Here is an 18379-nt window from a genome sequence, read left to right on the forward strand (position 1 = left end):
TCTAAAGAATAGCTAGACGGAAGTGACTGTTGAAGTTGTACTTTCCTTCCATACAATAACCCCATCTAATGCGATAACACCTTCTCCTTTTTCCAAAACCATTAATGGATTAATGTCCATTTCTTTTATTTTCCCTCTATTTTGTGAAGCGAATTGTGAAATTTTAACAATCACTTCTGTCAGTTTCTCAACATCTTTCTCTTTCTCCCCCCTAACTCCTTCAAGAAGTGGAAAGCCTTTTAGTTCTTTCAACATTTCATATGCTTCATCCACTTGTATAGGTGCACGTCGTATTGAAGCATCCTTTAATACTTCAATAAATATTCCACCAAGACCACAAACAATTAAAGGACCAAATTGAGGATCTTCTTTAACTCCAATAAACATTTCAGTTCCATTCTTTTTAATCATTTCTTCAATTAATACTCCGTTTATATTTGCACCTGGGGCATGTTTATTTACTGAATTTATAATTTCATCATAAGCGACTTTGAGTTCAGCACTATTTTTTATACCAAGTTTTACTCCACCTACATCAGTTTTATGAGTAATTTCATTAGAAACTACCTTACAAACTACTGGAAATTCTAGTTCACCTTCTATATTGACTAAATCAGTACGATTCTTAACTAATATATTTTTAGGTACGCTTATTTGCATAGAATCCAGCATTTCTTTAACTTTATCTTCCGTCCAAACCCCTTTATTATGAACCAATTCATCATTAACCTGTTTATTCTCACTAAATTCTTGATTACTCTTATAGTAGTAATTTGAATAATCTACTAAATATTTAATAGCTAACATAGTGTTATAGGATGTAAGAAATACCGGAACGCCCGCTTCTGATAGAATGTCTCGCCCTTCCCCTGTTAGCTCGTTTGTACCAGTAAGTGTAACAATGATTGGTTTTTCTGTTTTTTTATCGATATTAGCTATTTTGTTACAAATATCCTTACCTAGCTCACCACCAAAAGTAGTTTGGACTACAATGGTATCTACATTATCATCTTTTATTAATACTTCTAAAGTTTCAGTAAAGATGTGCTGTTCTTTTAGAGCCTGTGCAGTTATATCTATTGGATTAAGTGCAGATCCATACGGTGGTATGATTCTCTCAATCGTTGATTGTGTATCCGGCGACAAGCGAACAAGCTCCAAACCTAATGGCTCACTGTAATCAGCCATTGCGATTCCTGCCGCACCAGAATTTGAGATTGTAACAACTTTATTTCCGTTTGCTTTCTTATTTCTTGAAAATATTTTCATAGCAGCAACCATATCATCAATATCATTTACCGTAACTAAACCATATTGTTTTGCAATTGCTTCAAAGGTTTTTTCAGATCCAGCTAATGATGCGGTATGAGACAATGCAGCTTTTTTACCTAAATGAGATCGCCCAGCCTTCAAAATAATAAGTGGTTTACCCAACTCTTTAGAACGTTTTGCTATTCTTATCAACATTTCTCCATCAGGAATACTTTCTAAATAGCCAGCAACAACATCGGTTTCATCATCTTCAAGCATATATTCCATACAGTCCAAAGTATGAATATCCATTTGGTTTCCTGTATTTACTATATAAGAAAATCCGATATTTTCCTCTTGAGCCAAACCAAATAATGAAAATCCAAATGCTCCACTCTGTGAGGCAAACCCTACATTCCCTTTCTTAAACCCCTCCTTTGTTTCAAACGAAGTAGCAAATCCAATTGGTATACTTTCTTTAACATTTAATAGACCAACACAATTCGGTCCGAGAATATGAATACCCGCATTTTTTGCCTTTTTTAACACTCTTTCTTGGAGTTGTTTCCCTTCTTTGCCAACTTCAGCAAAACCAGAACCAAAAAGAACTAAATATTTAATCTTTTTTTGTTCACATTCGTCTAGTATTTGCATTATCCTCTTATGCGAAACAGCTATTAAAGCTACATCAACTTCACCGGGAATATCTAGTAAAGATGCATAGCAAGTTAAACCTTTTATTTCATCGTATTTAGGATTTACAGGATAAATATCTCCTTTATATTCATGAAGTGTTAAATTACTTAATGGTTTTCCACTTATTGAAGAAAAATTTTTTGATACTCCTACAATAGCTATTGATTTTGGATTTAGGAAATGATCCATTGCTTCTTGCTTAAACATTATAAAGCCTCCTTTTTATTGCTTTCCTCTAATTTTTCATTTTTAGTTAGAATAAAATTAGTTATATATATAATAAATGTAACAACAATACCAATAACATCCGTGAGTTCTCCAGGGATTAACATTAATACACCTGTTAGTATCAATAAGCCTCTAACTAGATAATTACTTATCGTTCCAAACCCAATTAAGTAACCTTCTAAAGCAGAGGACAATATAAAAACACCTATTACCGCTGAAGCGACACTCACTATTATTTCCATAGTTGTTCCACGTCCTATTAACGCTGGTTGATAGACAATGAAAAAAGGAATTAAGTAAGTAATTGCACCTAAACGCATTGCGGTAAATCCTGTTTTCATTGGTTTAGATTTAGCTATTCCTGCAGCTGCAAATGAAGCTAATGCAACTGGGGGTGTTATATATGAAACTGTAGCCCAATAGACAACAAACAGATGAGCTGCAATTGGATCAACACCAATTTGGACTAGTGCTGGCGCCATAATAATTGCAAGAAACACATAAACTGCAGATACTGTCATACCCATTCCTAATATAAAGCTAGTTATTGCACCAGCTATTAGTATAAGAAACATACTATCTCCAGCAGCTGCAACTAATTCTCTTGAAAAGGAAAATGAAACCCCTGTCGCAGATAATGCCCCAACAATAAGACCAACACCAGCTATAATACAAATAATCTCTGCCAATACTTTACCCATATCAACAACCATTTCTGAAATTTGTTTAACGTTCATTCTTGTTTTCTTATTTATCATCGCTACTAAAAATAACACTACGGTTGCATAATAAGGAGCTTGCCCCTCTGAGTTTAAAAACACAATAAAGTAAATCAACATTACCAACGAGAATATGAAAAACCATCCACCTTTTAATGTTTCCCATATCGAAGGAATCTTTTCCTTTGGTAAACCTCTCAGATTATTTTTAGCTGCATATCCATCTGCCTGGACTAGTAATCCAATAAAGTATAAAAGAGCAGGGATGGCTGCAGCGATGGCAATTTCAAAATAAGGGATGGCTAGAAACGATGCCATTAAGAATGCGGCAGTACCCATTATTGGAGGTGTTATTGTACCACCAGTGGATGAAACAGATTCAATAGCTGCAGCATAATGAGGTTTATAACCTGACTTTTTCATTGCTGGTATAGTCATTGCACCTGTAGTAATAGTATTTGAAATAGCACTTCCGCTAAGCATTCCAAAAAACGCACTTCCTACAACGGCAACCTTAGCCTCTCCGCCTCTATATTTACCAAATAAAGATTGTGCAAGCTTAAAGAAGAATTCTCCTCCCCCAGTATGGCTTAAGACCACACCGAAAACTAAAAAACCTATAATTAAGTTCCCAAATGTAGTTAAAGGAATACCTAAAACACTATTTGCACTCATAATATGGTTTCTTGCAGTTGTAAAAAAATCATAAGATTGTCCCTGTAAAAAACTAATTGGAATGCTATTGGAAATAAGAGGATAAAGAGAAATAGCTAGACAAATAATAGCTAAGACTAACCCACCAGTTCTACGAAGAGCTTCTAACAGTAGAATCCAAAATACGATACTAAAATAGGTTGCTAACTGGGGTGCATTCCACTCCCAGCCCTCCATAATCATTCGCTCACCTTGCGTACCAAAATAAATTGCAATTATTAAAGATACTACAAAAAAAACGATATCAAACCATGCTATCGAAGAATGATTTTTTTTCGCAGGAAAGATCAAAAATGCGATAGGCAAAAAACAAGCTAACAGATAATATAAAAAGGAATTTTGGATTGGATTAAACCCAAAAAGTTCTAAGTAAAACAACATATTCACTGATAAAAATATACCAACTGCAGTTGATACAATCACCATTATTCTCCAAAAAGTGTTTAACCTACCAGACATCATACTTTCACCCCTATCTTTTAACATTTGGGTTTACCCATTTACTATAAAGATGCCAACCAGCTTGTGTGGCTGGCTCTTTATAAATCAAAGTAAATACTAATCAACAAGTTCTGCTTTTCTTTCCATCCAAAACTCTGGAAAGTCATCATCAGAAATACCTTGTTCTTCTGCCTCTTTAACAACCTGCTCCCATGCTTCCATTAATACATCATATCTTTCTACTAACCTATCATTCTTTGCTTGTTTTTCCTCGTCCCACAACCCATTTTCTTCAAAGAACTTAATTGCGCCTTCATGGAAAGGAATTCCTCGTGGGTCAGTTAATACTTCGTCAATGGAATAAGATGACAAGCTGGAAGTAGCATCCTTATAATTATCAAAGTGGTCATTCATTACATTTAATAATTCATAGATAACTTCTGGGTCTTGATTCTCATAGCCTGCGATTAAATATCCATGTCCCATTACATCTGTATCCTCATCCATACCTGCACCTATATCAGATGTTTCAGAGAAAAACCAAGATGCAACTTCTTGTAAATCTCCCCAGCTCTCACTATCATTAGGATCCATTTCTAACCAACGAATTCCGCCTTTACTATCAGCTTCAAACATTGTAGAAGCAACAGGGTTTATACCCGCAACGTCTATTTGCCCTTGTATTAGTGCATCGCCTTGACCAGAATATGAAGTCAATTCAACCACTTCTACGTCATCCCATGTTAATCCAGCAAAAGCCAACATTGCTTCATTTTTTATATTAACTGATGAGTTTCCCGCAATCCTCGGAACCTTTTTCCCTTTTAAATCTTCAATTGATTCAATATCTGAATCCTCTCGAACAGCAAAACCGTAAAGACTTACCGGCGCCCAAATTGCTCGTACATCTTGGGGTCCCCAATCCTTTTGAGCAAATTCTTCCATTGCTTCAAATGCAAACTGAATCTCGTCACCCACTTTACCAATAGATGCAGTTCCGTCTCTCAAAGGAACCATTCTTCCTACACCACTAGCAGATGGCAACATTCTGACTTGCATACCTAATTGCTCTGTGAATGTATTTGCAATCGCTGACATTTCAGCATATCCCCCGGAGCCAACATCATACACACTCCAAGTCATCTCTTCAGGAAGTCCACTACTTGTATTACTATTTCCTTCATTTGTCGAACCAGATGAAGAATTCTTATTATCAGTAGTACTACTACATCCAATTACAATCAAAGCAATTAACATCATTAATGCTAAAGCTAATAACTTTTTCGATTTCATTTTCTACCTCCTCGTATCCACTTAAAATGTTTTTATTACTTATACTCAATATTAGACATGTTTTACAAAACCTATATTCCATTAAGTTTTAAAGTTATTTCGTTTGCTTTTTCTTTAACCAGTCCACCTAAGCTGTGCAGGTCGTTTCTAGATAACTGTGCTGTTAATCCGAACAGTGCAATTACCATTTCAACCTCTTTATGACTATTAAAAATGGGGGCTGCAATTCCACAAATCCCTTTAATATACTCTCCATATGTTGTTGAATAGCCACTTTCTCTAATAAATTCAAAATCGTCTTCAAGTAATTTAATATCATGCTGTGATAATTCTCTAAGACCATTGTTTTCATTTAAAAAATACTTTCTTTCTTCTTCAGGTAAATATGCTAAAAAACATTTGCCATATGATCCGTCTGTTATTAAAAAATGTCTACCTACCGAAACATTTACACCATAATCCTCTCCCTCCACCTTTGATAGAATTGTAAGTTTATCTTTCCCAACTCGACTAACTAGGACAGATGTTAGACCAGTATTTTTTGCTAATACTTTTAAATATGGCCTGATCATGGAAACATAATCTAAATGTTCTTTTGCTCTATCTCCCAAAACAATTAGATATGGTCCTAATGTATATCTCTTATCCTTCGCCTTATATCTAACTATGGCTAATTCTTCGAGTTGTTGTAAAAGCCGATAACAAGTTGCGGTATTTAGTGATAAAGCATTAGCAATCTCTGTCAAAGTACTTTCTCTAAATTGTTTTCTACTTAATAATCTTAGTATTTTAAAAGTATTTTCTATTGCAGGAACGGAATACTTTCTTTTTTTATTTTCAGATATTTCCATTAGGCCACTCATCCTTACCATTTTTTATATAAAGGAATGATTTTATTGTTAAATTTATTAATATTCGATTTATATTTTATTATCAGAAAATTATATTTAAAAAATAAGATACTATACAATTTAATACATTAAAGCCTTATATCACCATTTCCCATAATTCGATACAAAAATAACACCTTTGTCCAACTCTGAAATATTTCAACTGATTTTTTTCATTTCACATTACTAACACATCACTCTTCAATAAATTTAAGCCTTCTCAAGCTGAGCTGAATTGCCCCTAGATAATTCTAATAAATTTTCTAAGATAAATTCAGACATTAACGTAGGATGAATTATGTCATACATATGACTCATAGAAGATTTATACCAAAAATGAATGCTTTCTTCCCATGTAAACCCCATTCCTCCATGTAACTGAATTGCATCTTCACACACCTTTTTATAAATATCAGTTACAAAATAACGAATGGAGATTAAATGAAATATATTTTCATTTAAATTATCTGCGGCAAGTTGTGTAGTAGTATAAATACTAAAACTACGAGCTTTTTCAATTGCTACATGCATATCAGCAATCATGTGCTTTACTGACTGAAAGGAACCTACCGGTACTCCAAACTGATTTCTTTCTTTTACATAATTCACAGTTCTCTTTAGTACTTCATCAGCTCCACCTAGCATTTCCCCGTTTAAGTGAATTAGATAATTAACAAATTGTTCTTTCAATAATAAATTATAATTTGTATTCTCATCCTTAATAATGTCCAGGTCCTCGGTCGAAACACCTTCTATTAATATTGTTCCTTGTGGTTTTGATAGGTCTATTGATTCATTAGGTACTATCGTAATATTTGGATTTTCTAGATTTAATAAGGCAACTGTTAAATGACCAATCTCGTTGATAAATGGTAAAAATAAATAATCTGCATGTTGAGCAAACTGAACTTGTTTAATTTCTCCTTTTATTGTCTGTGTATTAACATCAATCCTAGGCCATATTAGCTCTATTCCAGTTGAAGTTCTCTCAAAACGAGGTAATGCAGAAGTTAAAATCAATTCTCCCGACTTCACCTTTTCTACAACTTTATCAAGAGTTTTGTTTAGGTTCAACTTGCTTAATAAAGGCACTGTAAAGCCAGCTGTTAATGAATATGGACCCGGAAAGAGATTTTTACCAAATGATTCACTCAAGTACATGATATCAGTTAAACTAATATCTATAGATGAGTCTGAATCACTTTGGATTTCCAACCAACCACTTTTCCCTAATTTTCCCCATAAATCTTTTGAAAAGCCTTGTTGATTTTCAACTATCCTAGTAAAATTCTCAAAAGGCATTTCTTTCTTTATTAATGAGTCAAGCGCTTGTTTCAGCAATTCAAAATCATCAGAATATTTATATTCCATCTTATCTCCTTCCTTTCGAACTAGGTAATCCTAGAGATTTAGCAATAATATTCTTTTGGACTTGTGTCGTTCCTGCATAAATTGTTTCTGCTCTTGATGCAAGGAATTTCTCCATCCAAACATGATTTTCATCCTTAACAAGTGCATTTTCCCCTAATAAGTCAACCCCTAAATTAAGTAAATCTTGATGACTTTCACTCCAAACAAGTTTAGCGATCGCAGGTATAGAACCTGTATTTTCCCCCTGAGAAATCAACGCAATATTCCGTAAAGACACACTTTTTAATATTTCACAAGATAGATAGGCTTGAACTAATTTATTTAAGAATATAGAACTGTTAGCATTTGCTTGTCCTGAAAGCATCTTTTCTTGGGTCATGGAAATAAGTTGTTGAAATTCTTGTTGCATTTTTAGGGAGCGCTGCGCAAAGTGTATTCCTCGTTCATTAGATAAAGCGTAATTTGCCATTTCCCAACCATTATTTATTTCTCCAACAACATCATCTTTCGGAACAATAGCATTATCTAGGAAAACTTCAGAAAGTTCTGTTTCACCCGCTATGTTTGTAATTGGTTGCACCGTTACGCCGGGTTGTATTAAATCTAAAATCATCATACTTATTCCTTTATATCTCGATTTATCCGTCCGCACTAAAACATAACACTTATTGGCATATGGTGCATATGATGTCCAGACCTTTTGACCATTAAGTATATAATGATTACCCTTATCCTCGGCTTTTGTTTGTAATCCAGCTAAATCTGATCCAGCATTTGGCTCAGAAAAACCTTGACACCAAATATCTTCATGTTGAAGCATCCTTGGAAGGTAATACTCTTTTTGTTTTTCAGTCCCATATTTGATTAAGGTCATACCGAAAATTCCAATTCCGTTAGAATTTAAAACTTCAGGTGCATTAATACGGACTAATTCCTCAATATAGATTAATTGCTGCTCAATCGTTAAACCTAACCCTCCATACTTTTTCGGCCATGATGGAGCTACCCAACCTGCATCAGCTAACATTCTTCCCCATTGCTTTCTTCGATCCACCAACTGTTCTCCAGTTACTTCTTTCTTCCATTCTAATGGAAAATTATTATTTAACCATTCTCGAAATGATTCTCTAAATTGTTCTGCATCCTGAGAATATTTAAAATCCATATACCTCTCTCCCCCTTTACCTATTAATTTCAACCATTCATCAGTAGTATTCCCCCTACTTATACAAAAATAATATATAATCTTTTACTAAAATCCCAACCTTGCAACCGCTTACTAAAATACTATTTTGGGAACCTATTATTTTATTTCTTATTAGCAATTTTATATACTAACAAAATTTTTGTCAACCAAGAATTTGAACTTTTGAAAATTATTTAAATATAATGTTTTTAACGAAAATTTTTAAAAAATAAATATTAAATATAACGATGGTTAAACCCTATTTTTCTGTTATAAAATTAAGAACAAAGATTTTTGTTTTTGATCCAAATATTCTTATCAAGTTGTCCGTCAACAAATTTTTTAATGTCCAAGACAATAAAAAATTACCAAGCCACTAAAGCTTGGTAACTTTTGCTAACTATACCCCAGCCCTATCAAACAAACGAAAAATCTCTCCAACCTCACTGACATTCTCCAAATCCAACACCTGGTTAGCTAAATTCCTTCGCTCATCCTCCGATAGTTCTGTTGCCAATTTCAAAAACTTCTCACGTAACTCTGAACCAAATACTGGATTCTCAGGATCTCCCTTTGGATAATCGGTCTGTTTTATGATTTTCTCACCTGATGTAAAGGAAACCTCAACAATTACCCCCCATTTCTCGGGATAATTATCGTTAATCTCCGGATCTACTTCTACCTGAACTTTTTTCATCAAGTTACGAATTTTCCCGTTCCATAATGTATCCTGATTAAAGGCGTCCAGTCCACCCTCACCTTTAACTAAAGCTAGAGCCGTACAATACTGAAGACTAAACTTTGATGCATATTCTGTGTTAGGATTATCATTATCCGTGATATCCAGCGCCACCTGGTATGTTTTTACACGTACACCTTTAATGTCGTCCTCAGAAATTCCCTTTTCCTTCTTCAAGTCAATCAATAAATCCATGGCATGGTGTGTATGTCGACAAGACGCATGGATTTTAAAACCATTTTCCATGATTTTAAACTTATTTCCTAACTGATTGGTCACCTTTGATTCATCGAACGTTTCACTCATTGCTTGGAAGAAACCACGATCACCCTCTAATATCTTACTAGCTCCAGTAAAGCCTTTTTGTGCCAACAACCCACTGATTACACCATTCATGGCAGCTTTTCCAGGATGAAGCTGTTTTGACATTGCCCCGTCCTCAATAAATTCCCATAACCCAGCAGCTTGTGTACCAGCACTTCCTAGAGCATGAATGATTTGTTCCTCATTTAGATTTAACAATTTTGCCACAGCTGCAGTTGCACCAAATGTTCCACAAGTAGCCGTATTATGCCAGTAGTAATAATGAGAAGGTGTCACCGCTTCACCAATTCGAAACCCTACCTCATAACCAATAATAACTGCAGTAATCAAGTCTTTTCCAGATAATTTCTTCCATTCCGCAACAGCTAGGGCTGCAGGAACAACAACAGTTGCAGCGTGAATGATGGATGCCTTATGAATATCGTCCAATTCAACAATATGGCTAGATGCACCATTTACCAGAGCAGCCTGAGCAACCGATGTTTTTCCACCCGTAACTAATGTTGCTTGTGGTGTTCCACCCATTTCTATCGCAAAATCATGAATCATTTGTACGGGGGCTTTTGTTGACCCAGCAATGGCTGAGCCAAAGTAATCTAAAATACATAGTTTCGTAAATTCTACTACCTCATCTGGAAAATCGTCATAATTGGTTTCCATTATATACGTAGCCAATTCTTTACTTAATCCCATTATTCTTTCCCCCTTTATTAGTCTACCTTTAACTGTTCATTTTCTAGTACCTTGTCTAACAAATCGTTCGTTCTATTCGGAGCAAATTCTTTCTTATAAATCATAAATGTACGTTTATAAGAAATAACAACTTCCTCCCGATGGTTATATCCAATCGTTTTGACAGTTACAATCCCAACATTTGGACGAGATTTAGACTCTCGTTTTTGTAGTACCTCCGAATAAGAATAGATCGTGTCCCCCTCGAATACTGGATTAGGTAGGCGAATTTCATCCCAGCCAAGATTTGCCATCGCATTTTGTGAGATATCGGTAACCGACTGTCCAGTCACCAAAGCTAGTGTAAACGTAGAGTCTACTAAAGGTTTCTTAAACTCCGTCTGCTCCGAATAATAATCATCGAAATGAATTGGATTTGTATTTTGTGTTAATAATGTCACCCAAATATTGTCTGTTTTTGTTACCGTTCTCCCCAGTGGATGGGCATAAATATCACCTATTTCAAAATCCTCATAGAATCGACCCTTCCATCCATCCTTTACACTCATGATGAACCTCCTTTTTAATTTTTTACAAAGTCTTTACTAAATCCTAATTCTGCCAATATTTTATCAGTGTGTTCCCCTAGTTCAGGAACAGGGTTCATCACAGGATTAATACCATTCATTGTTACAGGTGGTTTCAATGCAGAGATCTCTCCAGTAGGTGTCTGTACGTTAGTCCAACGATTTCTAGCTGCTAGTTGTGGGTGATCATAGAAATCTTGTAAATTGTTCAATCTAGCATTAGCTATTTTTGCTTCTTCCAGACGGTTAATTACCTTAGCCGAATTTAATGTATCAAAACTTTGCTCAATGATAGATTTTAACTCGTTACGATTTTCTGACCGTTTAGAATTATTCTCAAATCTAGCATCTGTTGCAAGTTCTGGTTTTTCAAGGACGATATCACAGAACTTTTTCCATTCTCTTTCGTTCTGTAGTCCGATAAAAACCGTTTTCTCATCCCCACATACAAACGGACCATATGGATAAATCGTTGCATGACTTGCTCCCGTACGTTTTGGTTCTTTCCCACCATAAACGGAGTAATACATTGGAAAACCCATCCACTCTCCAAGTGCTTCTAACATAGACACTTCCATGATAGTGCCTTTTCCTGTTTTCCCACGGTTTAGAAGTGCAGTTAATACGCCAGAATATATGTACATTCCAGCTGCAATGTCTGCAATTGAAATGCCTGTTTTGGACGGTGTATCTTCACTACCTGTGACAGACACAAGCCCGGCCTCACATTGGATTAATAAGTCATATGCCTTTTTATGTTCATAGGATCCATTTTTCCCATAACCGGAAAGGCTAGAAACAATAAGCTGTTGATTCTTCTCAACCAATTCTTCTGGAATAAAACCCATTCGTTCTATAGCTCCAGGTGCTAAATTTTGAACGAATACATCTGCTTCTTCCAAAAGTTTACTTAGTACTTGTTTCCCTTCATCTGATTTCAAATCAAGGGTAATGGATTCTTTGGAGCGATTACACCATACAAAATGACTGGACATTCCATTTACCGTCGTATCATAGTTTCTTGCAAAGTCCCCTGTTTCAGGGCGTTCTACCTTAATCACACGTGCCCCTAAATCTGCCAATTGTCTGGTTGCAAAAGGAACTGCAATCGCCTGTTCTAAAGAAATAACCGTAACACCTTCTAAAGGTAACATCTAAATTCCTCCTCGTTTCTTTTTTACTAATAATTCATATCTACATGCAACAAAATTTTCCTTGCCCGTTCTGCTACTGGTATATCAATCATTTTCCCATCTACCTGAATGGCAGCTTCACCTTTATCCAAAGACTCGCTATATACTTGTACTATTTTCTTTGCCTCTTCAATTTCTTCAGGAGATGGAGAAAAAATTCGATTAACCGTATTTATTTGATTGGGGTGGATCAGTAATTTCCCTTGGAAACCCAATCTTTTCCCAAGCTCAGTTTCCTCTCTCAACCCTTCCTCGTCTTTGAAATTAGTAAATACAGAATCGACAGGGGCTTCGATTCCTGCTGCACGTGATACTTCAACCAATTTAGACTTCGCGTAAAGCAATTCGGTTCCATGAATATCTGTAGTTATATTCGAATCCAACCTAAAATCCTCCGCACCAAAAGCTAAACAGTGAATCTGTTTACTTGCAGTTGCAATTTCATATGCATGATAAAGGCCTGCAGCGGTTTCAATAAGAGGAACAATTAATATCTGTTTATCAATGCGATATTTCTTTTTTAAACTGTTTAGAATGTAATCTGTTATCACTATATCTTCTTTTGTCTCAACTTTTGGCAAAACAACCCCTGTTAAACCGTCTTTTACGATTTCATATAAATCATCCAGGAAATAAGATGTGGTGCGATCATTAATTCGAACGAAATTCATAGTGCTTTTTAATTCTTGAATAATCTTAGAAACTTTTAATCTTGCGCTCCCTTTTTCCGAATCTGAAACAGCATCTTCCAAATCAAAAATCAAAGCATTTGCTTTTAGTTGATACGTTTTAGCTAAATGTTTATCATTATTCCCTGGAATAAACATCCATGACTTAAACATGAAATCCTCCTCTCTAAGGTAAACCAGTTATATTAAAATTCCAGACTAATGGTAAATACGCGTAAATGATGGCAGTTAACAAAACAGAAAATGTAATATTTAACCAAAATCCTGCTTTTGCCATATCTGATATGGTGAGAACACCTGAACTAAATACGATGGCATTTGGCGGTGTAGCAATTGGGAACATAAATGCACAAGAAGCAGCAATTGTAGTACCTACTAAAAACGCCAATGGATCAACTTCTAACGCAACTGCTAACGCCCCCATAATTGGTATTAACATGGTTGCTGTCGCGGTATTTGATGTAATTTCCGTTAAAAAAATAACTAAAAATATAACAAAAAATAGAATCGCAGCGAACGGCAAGTTTGATAGTCCAGTTAATTGATTACCAATCCATTCTGTTAGACCTGAGCTGGTAAATCCTGCAGCAATGGCAAGGCCACCACCAAATAAAATTAAAATCCCCCATGGCAACTTGGTAGCAGTTTCCCAATTAAGAATCGTTTCTCCTTTTTGTTTGGATGGGAGGAGAAAAAGAATGAATGCTGCTGCCATTGCAATAATCGCATCTGAAATATTTGGTGATACATATGGTTGAAGTAGGAAAGTTCGAGTAATCCAGGCCAATGCTGTTACTACAAACACTGTTGCAACCATTTTTTCTTCAATACTCATTGGACCTAATTCTTTTTTCTGGTTGCTTATAATCTCCTTACCACCTGGCAATTCACTAAGCTTAAATCGGAATAAAACTTTAACGAGTAAAAAGTAAGAAATGGAGGTGAATAGAATGGCAACTGGAACACCAAATAGCATCCAACTTGCAAAAGAAATATTTATTCCATAAGTTTCATTAACGAAACCAACAAGAATGGCATTAGGTGGTGTACCAATTAATGTGCCAAGGCCACCTGTTAGTGCAGAGTAGGATATGGCTAACATTAAAGCTTTACCAAATCTCTTTTTCGTAGCTTCCTTCCCATTCACATGATGTTGATCTAGTAACTCATCAAACTTCAGTATGATTGCCGTCCCAATTGGAACCATCATCATCGTTGTGGCAGTACTTGAAATCCACATCGATAAAAAAGCTGTTGCAACCATAAAACCTAATATCAGTCTTTCTGCACTTGTACCAACCACACTAATAATGGTTAATGCAATTCTTCGATGTAAATTCCATCTTTCCATTGCTAGGGCAACTAGAAATCCTCCCATAAACAAGAAAATGATATCTGAGCTATAGGATGAAGTAGTTGTACTTATATCTAAGGCACCAGTTAGTGGAAACAATAAAATCGGCAGAAGTGCCGTTACGGGAATGGGCATGGCCTCTGTCATCCACCAAACCGCCATCCATAATGTAACGGCTAATACTGCTTTCCCTTCACTAGATAAACCATTTGGTTCAAATAAAAGTATAATAAGTAAAAATAGTAGTGGACCTGTAACTAAACCAATTTTCTGAGGAGTATTATAAATAGGTGTTGGAGGTTTATTTGACTGTTGTTTCTTTCCCTGTTGCTTGCTAGATTCCACTAGTGCTTCCGATCCATGAACGGAAAATAGGGATAAAAGTTGCTTTATACCCTTGTGCTCCCGCCACAGGACATTATTTGTTTTTGTTATTATTTGCCTCATATTTTCACCTCTTTTACTGAGAATAGGAGAATCTTAAAAATGGATTGGCAACCTTATAAAAATAATATTGTGACTTTTTAGACTTTTGTTTGCGCATTAAGATAAAGGAAACTAATCTATCTGAGAAGGAGCCCTTAATAATAAGAAGAACTCCTATTTATTGAAAATCATTATTTTCCATAGAGGCAATCAGTTCCTTACCTGTTCTTTCAATGTGCTTGGCCAGATATTCTCCCGCTTTCTCTACATCACCTTGATAGATAGACTCCATAATCGCCTCATGTTCCTTATTTGACTTTTGTATCTGACCTGGAATTAGTTGTGGTGTATCTTGGGCAAATCCATGGGAAATCGTTTCAATAAAACCAAGTAGACGTGGGCTATTACAACGACTGAATAATAAATTATGAAACTTAACATTTAACTCCACATAAGATTCACCTGTACTAGCACTCACCATTTCTTGATGCAATAATGATAATTGTTTAAAGTCATTCTCTGTAAAATACTGTATACTCTTCTTTAATGCAACTGGCTCTAGTAAAATTCGAAGTTCATAAATTTCTTGAATATCTTGTTTTTGAATGGTCCTTACAACCGCACCTTTATGAGGTTCAATCTTTACAAGACCCTCTAGCTCCAATGTACGTAACGCTTCTCTTACTGGCATTCGACTTACTCCAATCAAATCAGCTAACTCAGCTTGTACGAGGCGTTCCCCTGGTGTAAAGTCCCCTTTTAAAATAGCCCTTCTTAATATACTACATACACGACTATGCAACATTTCCCTATTACCAATACGTAAATCCAATTTCTCCGCCATCTCGAATTCTCCTAAATTTTTTATGGATAAGGTATCATTCACTTATTTTTAAAAATAATAGGCTTCCCTTCTTCTATTTTGTGAATCATACATCTGATTGTTTATAATTTGCTATCCCTTCTTGGTAATAATCGCCACCATACATATCATTAATGACAATTGCTGGAAAGTTCTTCACTTCCATTTTTCTAATGGCTTCTGTTCCTAAATCCTCGTAAGCAATGACTTCAACTTTTTTAATCGTTTTTGCAATTAGGGCTGCCGAACCACCTACTGCGGCAAAATATACCGCATGATTTTCTTTAATTGCCTGTTTTACTTGTTCATTGCGGTACCCTTTTCCTATCATTCCTTTCATACCTAATTCAAGTAACTTTGGCGTATATGCGTCCATTCTCGAACTAGTGGTAGGCCCTGCAGAACCAATTACCTGTCCTGGCTTTGCAGGTGTGGGGCCAACATAATAGATAATCTGATTCTTTATATCAAATGGAATTTCCCCACCGTTCTCAAGGGATTCAGCCATTCTTTTATGTGCTGCATCACGAGCTGTATAAATTGTTCCTGTGAGACGTACTTGATCCCCCGCCCTTAAATCTTTTACTATATCATCGTCTAGTGGTAGTTTGATAGATTTAGGCATTTCTTTTACTCCTTTATTACAAGATTGCTACTTGATGTCTACTTGCATGGCAATTCAGGTTAACAGCTACTGGCAATGTAGCAATATGACATGCCTCTGCTTCAATTTTTACATCAAGTGCTGTCGTTGACCCTCCTAATCCCTGTGGTCCAATACCTAATCGATTAATTTCCCTCATCAGTTCTTCCTCTAAATCTGCAATCGTTTTGTCTGGATTACGTTCACCAATTGGCCGAAACAATGACTTCTTTGCTAAGAAAGCACAGCGTTCAAAGTTACCACCAATACCAATACCAACGACTAATGGTGGACATGCATTCGGTCCTGCCACCTTTACGATATCTAAGATATAATTCTTGATTCCAGTAAGACCATCAGAAGGTTTCAGCATTTTCATATCACTCATATTTTCTGCGCCTCCACCTTTGGCTGTCATATGGATGGTGATTTGATCCCCTTCAACCAATTCTATATGGATAACTGCAGGAGTATTATCCCCTGTATTCATACGGTTTAATGGATCACCTACAATCGAACTTCGTAGATAACCTTCACCATAACCTTTCCGTACTCCTTCATTAATTGCATCCGAAAGTTTACCACCATCAATATGACAATCTTGACCAACCTCAACAATAAAGACAGCCGTTCCCGTATCTTGACACATTGGGACATATTCTGTTGTTGCTACATTTGCATTGTCTACGAGTTGCTGGAGTACATCTTTTCCAACAGGTGATTCTTCCGTACGTAATGCTTTCTGAAATGCTTCAAACACATCTTCGCCCAAATGATAGTTTGCTTCTTGGCACATGGAAGCTACATTTTGAACGAGTTCTTCATACGTTATTTTTCTCACATTAATCACCTTTCTAAATAGTGGATAATCGGGTAACTTCCATTAGCAGGATAAGCTGCTAATGGAAGTTCATTCAATTCATTTAAAACGATCTTGGTAGTCCAAGAACGTGTTGACCAATGTACGTTGTAACTAGGTTATTGGTAACAGGTGCAACAATGAATAAACGGGCTTCTCTAAATTTACGTTCAATATTGTATTCTTTTGCAAATCCATATCCACCATACGTTGTCATCGCAGCATTAGCAGCTTTCCAAGTAGATTCCGTTGCCAAATACTTCGCCATATTTGCTTCCGCTCCGCACTTTTCCCCTGCGTCAAATAGTTTTGCTGCCTTATCTCTCATTAATGTTGCAGCTTCAATATCCATATACGATTGTGCGATTGGAAATTGAACCCCTTGATTTTGACCAATTGGACGATTAAAGACAACACGTTCGTTTGCGTATTGGACAGATCTATCGACAAAGTATTTTCCGTCCCCAAGACTTTCTGATGCTACTAGGATACGTTCTGCGTTCATTCCGCTTAATACATACTTAAATCCCTTTCCCTCTAACCCAATCAAGTTTTCTTCAGGAATCTCCGCATTTTCAAAGAAAACTTCCGTTGTCGCATGGTTAATCATTGTATCAATTGGGCGAATCGTAATATTGTCTTGCTGATCTTTCATATCAAGAATAAATAAGCTTAGTCCATCCGTTTTCTTCGCTACTTGGTCTTTAGGTGTTGTTCTAGCTAGAAGTAACATCAGATCGGAATGCTCTGTACGAGAGATAAATATTTTTTGCCCATTTACAATATATTTATCCCCTTGTTTAACTGCAGTGGTGGTAATACTTGTCGTATCACTTCCAGCAGTAGGTTCCGTAATACCAAATGCTTGAAGTCTTAATTCTCCACTAGCAATTTTCGGAAGGTAACGTTGTTTTTGTTCCTCACTACCATGTCTCAAGATGGCTCCCATGGTATACATTTGCGCATGCCCTGCACCTGAATTCCCACCAGAACGGTTGATTTCCTCCAAAATAATTCCAGCTTCCAACATCCCAAGACCAGCTCCACCATATTCTTCTGGAATCAATACAGATAACCAGCCCTCGTTTGTTAACGCTTTAATAAATTCTTCTGGATATTCATCCTTTTCGTCGGTTTCCCTCCAGTAAGTTTCTGGAAACTTATCACATAATGCACGAACACTTTCACGGATTAATTCAAGATCTTGAACAGTACTTGTAGCCATTTTACATTTCCCCTTTT

The 18379-nt window shown here is 36.0% G+C and carries 15 protein-coding genes; all 15 read right to left on the reverse strand.

Annotated features, from left to right (window positions below; genetic code table 11):
• Positions 1–12 precede the first annotated feature (12 nt).
• The 15 genes from CAO17_RS12475 to CAO17_RS12545 all read right to left on the reverse strand — a co-directional run bounded on the left by CAO17_RS12475 (position 13) and on the right by CAO17_RS12545 (position 18362).
• Positions 13–2154 carry an acetate--CoA ligase family protein gene (locus CAO17_RS12475; protein ID WP_085993072.1) on the reverse strand — a complete coding sequence of 714 codons (2142 nt, stop codon included), beginning with the start codon at positions 2152–2154 and terminating at the stop codon, positions 13–15.
• A complete protein-coding gene (locus CAO17_RS12480; RefSeq protein WP_179151949.1) occupies positions 2154–4067 on the reverse strand; it encodes a TRAP transporter permease in 1914 nt (637 codons plus the stop codon). The genes CAO17_RS12475 and CAO17_RS12480 overlap by 1 nt, the downstream gene beginning before the upstream one ends.
• Before the next feature lie 99 nt (positions 4068–4166).
• Entirely contained in the window at positions 4167–5342 is a 1176-nt protein-coding gene (locus CAO17_RS12485; protein WP_085993074.1) for a TAXI family TRAP transporter solute-binding subunit, read from the reverse strand.
• Between the two features lie 71 nt (positions 5343–5413).
• A complete protein-coding gene (locus CAO17_RS12490) occupies positions 5414–6193 on the reverse strand; it encodes an IclR family transcriptional regulator (protein WP_179151950.1) in 780 nt (259 codons plus the stop codon).
• A 249-nt stretch (positions 6194–6442) separates the two neighbouring features.
• Entirely contained in the window at positions 6443–7603 is a 1161-nt protein-coding gene (locus CAO17_RS12495; protein ID WP_085993076.1) for an acyl-CoA dehydrogenase family protein, read from the reverse strand.
• 1 nt (position 7604) lies between these two features.
• Positions 7605–8768: an acyl-CoA dehydrogenase family protein gene (locus CAO17_RS12500; protein ID WP_085993077.1), complete on the reverse strand. Its 1164-nt coding sequence runs from the start codon at positions 8766–8768 to the stop codon at positions 7605–7607.
• Positions 8769–9189: 421 nt separating this feature from the next.
• Complete coding sequence (locus CAO17_RS12505) at positions 9190–10545, reverse strand: MmgE/PrpD family protein (RefSeq protein ID WP_085993078.1); 1356 nt, start codon at positions 10543–10545, stop codon at positions 9190–9192.
• A 17-nt stretch (positions 10546–10562) separates the two neighbouring features.
• Positions 10563–11093 (reverse strand): MaoC family dehydratase, encoded by a 531-nt coding sequence (locus CAO17_RS12510; protein WP_085993079.1) that lies wholly within the window; start codon positions 11091–11093, stop codon positions 10563–10565.
• A 14-nt stretch (positions 11094–11107) separates the two neighbouring features.
• The gene (locus CAO17_RS12515) at positions 11108–12265 is read right to left on the reverse strand and encodes a CaiB/BaiF CoA transferase family protein (protein WP_085993080.1); all 1158 of its coding nucleotides are present in this window, start codon (positions 12263–12265) and stop codon (positions 11108–11110) included.
• Between the two features lie 26 nt (positions 12266–12291).
• Entirely contained in the window at positions 12292–13146 is an 855-nt protein-coding gene (locus CAO17_RS12520) for an HpcH/HpaI aldolase/citrate lyase family protein (protein ID WP_085993081.1), read from the reverse strand.
• 13 nt (positions 13147–13159) lie between these two features.
• The gene (locus tag CAO17_RS12525; RefSeq protein WP_143833757.1) at positions 13160–14794 is read right to left on the reverse strand and encodes an SLC13 family permease; all 1635 of its coding nucleotides are present in this window, start codon (positions 14792–14794) and stop codon (positions 13160–13162) included.
• A 157-nt stretch (positions 14795–14951) separates the two neighbouring features.
• Positions 14952–15617 carry a GntR family transcriptional regulator gene (locus CAO17_RS12530; RefSeq protein ID WP_085993082.1) on the reverse strand — a complete coding sequence of 222 codons (666 nt, stop codon included), beginning with the start codon at positions 15615–15617 and terminating at the stop codon, positions 14952–14954.
• A gap of 85 nt (positions 15618–15702) precedes the next feature.
• Entirely contained in the window at positions 15703–16260 is a 558-nt protein-coding gene (locus tag CAO17_RS12535; protein WP_085993083.1) for a Fe-S-containing hydro-lyase, read from the reverse strand.
• A 16-nt stretch (positions 16261–16276) separates the two neighbouring features.
• A complete protein-coding gene (locus tag CAO17_RS12540) occupies positions 16277–17119 on the reverse strand; it encodes a fumarate hydratase (RefSeq protein ID WP_179151951.1) in 843 nt (280 codons plus the stop codon).
• A gap of 82 nt (positions 17120–17201) precedes the next feature.
• The gene (locus CAO17_RS12545; protein ID WP_085993085.1) at positions 17202–18362 is read right to left on the reverse strand and encodes an acyl-CoA dehydrogenase family protein; all 1161 of its coding nucleotides are present in this window, start codon (positions 18360–18362) and stop codon (positions 17202–17204) included.
• Positions 18363–18379 lie beyond the last annotated feature (17 nt).

Source organism: Oceanobacillus senegalensis (assembly GCF_900176885.1).
Lineage (GTDB): Bacteria > Bacillota > Bacilli > Bacillales > Amphibacillaceae > Oceanobacillus > Oceanobacillus senegalensis.

Coding starts and splice junctions, on each gene's coding strand:
- CAO17_RS12475 (WP_085993072.1), bottom strand. CDS start 2,154: ATGTTTAAGCAAGAAGCAATGGATCATTTCCTAAATCCAAAATCAATA.
- CAO17_RS12480 (WP_179151949.1), bottom strand. CDS start 4,067: ATGTCTGGTAGGTTAAACACTTTTTGGAGAATAATGGTGATTGTATCA.
- CAO17_RS12485 (WP_085993074.1), bottom strand. CDS start 5,342: ATGAAATCGAAAAAGTTATTAGCTTTAGCATTAATGATGTTAATTGCT.
- CAO17_RS12490 (WP_179151950.1), bottom strand. CDS start 6,193: ATGGAAATATCTGAAAATAAAAAAAGAAAGTATTCCGTTCCTGCAATA.
- CAO17_RS12495 (WP_085993076.1), bottom strand. CDS start 7,603: ATGGAATATAAATATTCTGATGATTTTGAATTGCTGAAACAAGCGCTT.
- CAO17_RS12500 (WP_085993077.1), bottom strand. CDS start 8,768: ATGGATTTTAAATATTCTCAGGATGCAGAACAATTTAGAGAATCATTT.
- CAO17_RS12505 (WP_085993078.1), bottom strand. CDS start 10,545: ATGGGATTAAGTAAAGAATTGGCTACGTATATAATGGAAACCAATTAT.
- CAO17_RS12510 (WP_085993079.1), bottom strand. CDS start 11,093: ATGAGTGTAAAGGATGGATGGAAGGGTCGATTCTATGAGGATTTTGAA.
- CAO17_RS12515 (WP_085993080.1), bottom strand. CDS start 12,265: ATGTTACCTTTAGAAGGTGTTACGGTTATTTCTTTAGAACAGGCGATT.
- CAO17_RS12520 (WP_085993081.1), bottom strand. CDS start 13,146: ATGTTTAAGTCATGGATGTTTATTCCAGGGAATAATGATAAACATTTA.
- CAO17_RS12525 (WP_143833757.1), bottom strand. CDS start 14,794: ATGAGGCAAATAATAACAAAAACAAATAATGTCCTGTGGCGGGAGCAC.
- CAO17_RS12530 (WP_085993082.1), bottom strand. CDS start 15,617: ATGGCGGAGAAATTGGATTTACGTATTGGTAATAGGGAAATGTTGCAT.
- CAO17_RS12535 (WP_085993083.1), bottom strand. CDS start 16,260: ATGCCTAAATCTATCAAACTACCACTAGACGATGATATAGTAAAAGAT.
- CAO17_RS12545 (WP_085993085.1), bottom strand. CDS start 18,362: ATGGCTACAAGTACTGTTCAAGATCTTGAATTAATCCGTGAAAGTGTT.